Source organism: Micromonospora solifontis, assembly GCF_003725545.1.
GTDB lineage: Bacteria > Actinomycetota > Actinomycetes > Mycobacteriales > Micromonosporaceae > Micromonospora > Micromonospora solifontis.
The window spans coordinates 1-3,085 of the sequence record NZ_RJLN01000176.1 but is presented as its reverse complement, the minus strand read 5'-3'; the positions used below and the strand labels follow the sequence as shown (position 1 = coordinate 3,085).

Here is a 3,085-nt window from a genome sequence, read left to right as displayed (position 1 = left end):
ATGTCGAGGACGGCGCCGCGTACGCAGGTGACGTATTTGGCCTGGCCGGGTGGGACGTCGGCGTAGTGGATGCCGCGGATGACGTCGCGTGCGGAGACGGAGAGGTTGGCCTGGGCGAGTCGGAGGGGGTGTCCGACCGTTTCGGTGAGGCGGTCGAAGCGGTACCACTCGGTGAACATGCCGCGGGGGTCGCCGTGTTGTTGGGGGGTGATCTCCCAGGCGCCTTCGATGCTCAGCGGTCGGATCTTCATCGGCTGGCCCCGCCGTGGGGTTGCTCGGTGAGCAGGCTGAGCAGGTAGGTGCCGTAGCCGCTCTTGGTCAGTGGTTCGGCGAGGGTGCGTAGTTGTTCGTCGTCGATGAGGCCGGCCCGCCAGGTGGCTTCTTCGATGCAGCCGATTTTCATGCCTTGGCGTTCCTCGATGACCCGGACGAACTCGGCGGCCTGCATCAGGGAGGTGAAGGTGCCGGTGTCGAGCCAGGCGGTGCCGCGGTCGAGGACCGTGACGGACAGTTCTCCCCATTCGCGGTAGGTTTCGTTGACCGCGGTGATCTCGAGTTCGCCGCGGGTGCTGGGGGTGAGTTTCCGGGCGATGTCGATGACCCGGTTGTCGTAGAAGTAGAGGCCGGGTACGGCGTAGCGGGATCGGGGTCGGGCCGGTTTTTCCTCGATCGACAGGACCCGTCCGGCGTGGTCGAAGTCGACCACGCCGTACTCCTGCGGGTTGGCCACGGGGTAGGCGAAGACCCGGCCGCCGACCGGGTCGGCGTGGTGGATGAGCTGCCGGCCGAGGCCGGCGCCGTGGAAGATGTTGTCGCCCAGGACCAGCGCGACGGACTCGCCACCGATGAAGTCCGCGCCCAGCAGGAACGCCTGTGCGATGCCCTCCGGGCGGGCCTGCGTGACGTATTCCAGCCGCAGGCCCCACTGGCTGCCGTCGCCGAGCAGCCGCTGGAACTGGCCCTGGTCCTCCGGCGTCGTGATGATCAGGATTTCCCGCACTCCGGCCATGACGAGCGTGGAGAGCGGGTAGTAGACCATGGGCTTGTCGAACACCGGCATGAGCTGCTTCGAGACCGCCCGGGTGATCGGCCAGAGCCGGGAGCCGGTGCCGCCGGCGAGAAGGATTCCACGCACCCGCGGAGACTACCCGCACCAGCGGGAATCCGGGATCCAAGTCGCCGCCGGCCCCCGGGCTGTGCTGCGGTTTCGCGTAGACTCCACGACTCGTGAGGATCCTCGTCACCGGCGGTGCCGGGTTCATCGGGTCGGAGTACGTCCGGATGCTGCTGGGTGTGCCCGGCGGGGATGCCGTGGGGGTGCCGGCCGTCGAACCGTCCGTGGTGACGGTGCTGGACAAGTTGACCTATTCCGGCAATCTGGGCAATCTGGCTGTGGTGCGGGATGATCCGCGGTTGCGGTTCGTGCGGGGGGACATCTGCGATCCGGTCCTGGTGGACGAGGTGGTGGCCGGGCATGACGTGGTGGTGCATTTCGCCGCGGAGTCGCATGTGGACCGGTCGATCGTGGGTGCGGGGCCGTTCGTGACCACGAACGTGTTGGGCACGCAGACGTTGTTGGACGCGGCGTTGCGGCATGGCGTGGCTCGGTTCGTGCACGTGTCCACCGATGAGGTGTACGGCTCGATCGAGCAGGGGTCGTGGACGGAGGAGTGGCCGTTGTCGCCGAGGTCGCCGTACTCGGCGTCGAAGGCCGGCTCGGATCTGCTGGCGTTGGCGTATCACCGCACGCATGGCATGGATGTGGTGCTCACCCGCTGCTCGAACAATTACGGGCCGTACCAGTTCCCGGAGAAGGTGGTCCCGCTGTTCGTGACGAACCTGCTCGACGGCGGCACGGTGCCGCTGTACGGCGACGGCGGTAACGTGCGGGACTGGTTGCACGTGCACGACCACTGCCGGGGCATCGCGATGGTGCAGGACAAGGGCCGCGCCGGGGAGGTCTACCACATCGGTGGTGGCACCGAGTTGACCAACAAGGAACTCACCGCCCGACTGTTGGAGGCCTGCGGCGCCGGCTGGGAGCGGGTGGTGCCGGTCGCCGACCGCAAGGGCCATGACCGCCGTTACTCGCTGAACATCGACAAGATCAAAACCGAGTTGGGGTACGCGCCGAGCATCCCCCTCGACGACGGCCTGGCCCGCACGGTGCGCTGGTACCGGGACAACCGCGCCTGGTGGGAACCGCTGAAGACCCCCGCCCCGGTGGCCGTCGGATGAGCCGGCTGCTGGTCACCGGCGCCGCCGGCCTGCTCGGGCGGGACCTGCTGGCCGTGCTGGACGCCCGCGAGGACCTGTCGGTCACCGCCACCACCCGCGCCGAACTCGACATCACCGACCCGCGGGCGGTACGCGCCGCCGTCACCGGCCACGACCTGGTCATCAACACCGCCGCCTGGACCGACGTGGACGCCGCCGAAACCCACGAACACGCCGCGACCGCCGTCAACGGCCACGCCGTCACCAACCTGGCCGCGGCCTGCGCCACCACCGGCACCCGGCTGATCCACATCTCCACCGACTACGTCTTCGACGGCAACGCCACCCAGCCCTACCCCGAACACGCCCCGACCGCACCGGTCAACGCCTACGGACGCAGCAAACTCGCCGGCGAACAGGCCCTGACCCGGCTACTGCCGGAAAACGGCTACATCGTCCGCACCGCCTGGCTCTACGGCACACACGGCCCGAACTTCGTCACCACCATCCTGCGCCTCGCCGCCCAACGCGAACGGCTCGACGTGGTCAACGACCAACGCGGACAACCCACCTGGTCCCACCACCTGGCACAACAACTCGTCGCGCTCACCGACGCCGCCCTCGCCGGGCACGCCACCCCCGGCATCTACCACGGCACCTCCACCGGCGAAACCACCTGGTACCACCTCGCCCGCGCCGTGTTCACCCTCCACGGCCTCGACCCCGACCGCATCCGCCCCACCACCAGCGACCACTTCCCCCGCCCCGCGACCCGCCCCCGCTACAGCGTCCTGGCCCACGACCGCTGGACCGCCGCGAAACTACCGCCCCTACCCGACTGGCACACCAGCCTCGCCGAGGCACTGGC

4 protein-coding genes are annotated in these 3,085 nt (G+C 68.9%); 2 read left to right on the top strand and 2 right to left on the bottom strand.

What is annotated here, in order from left to right:
* A partial coding sequence (locus tag EFE23_RS27675) for a dTDP-4-dehydrorhamnose 3,5-epimerase family protein (protein ID WP_148058563.1) occupies positions 1-251 on the bottom strand: 251 nt, incomplete at its 3' end.
* Complete coding sequence (gene rfbA, locus EFE23_RS27670) at positions 248-1,135, bottom strand: glucose-1-phosphate thymidylyltransferase RfbA (RefSeq protein WP_123243804.1); 888 nt, start codon at positions 1,133-1,135, stop codon at positions 248-250. The genes rfbA and EFE23_RS27675, both read right to left, overlap by 4 nt.
* 92 nt (positions 1,136-1,227) lie before the next feature.
* On the opposite strand from rfbA, the gene rfbB reads away from it, so the two are divergent.
* On the top strand, positions 1,228-2,238 hold the full coding sequence (gene rfbB, locus EFE23_RS27665; protein ID WP_123243803.1) for a dTDP-glucose 4,6-dehydratase: 1,011 nt from the start codon (positions 1,228-1,230) through the stop codon (positions 2,236-2,238).
* The coding region (gene rfbD, locus EFE23_RS27660) for a dTDP-4-dehydrorhamnose reductase (protein ID WP_123243802.1) at positions 2,235-3,085 on the top strand (851 nt) is incomplete at its 3' end. The genes rfbB and rfbD, both read left to right, overlap by 4 nt.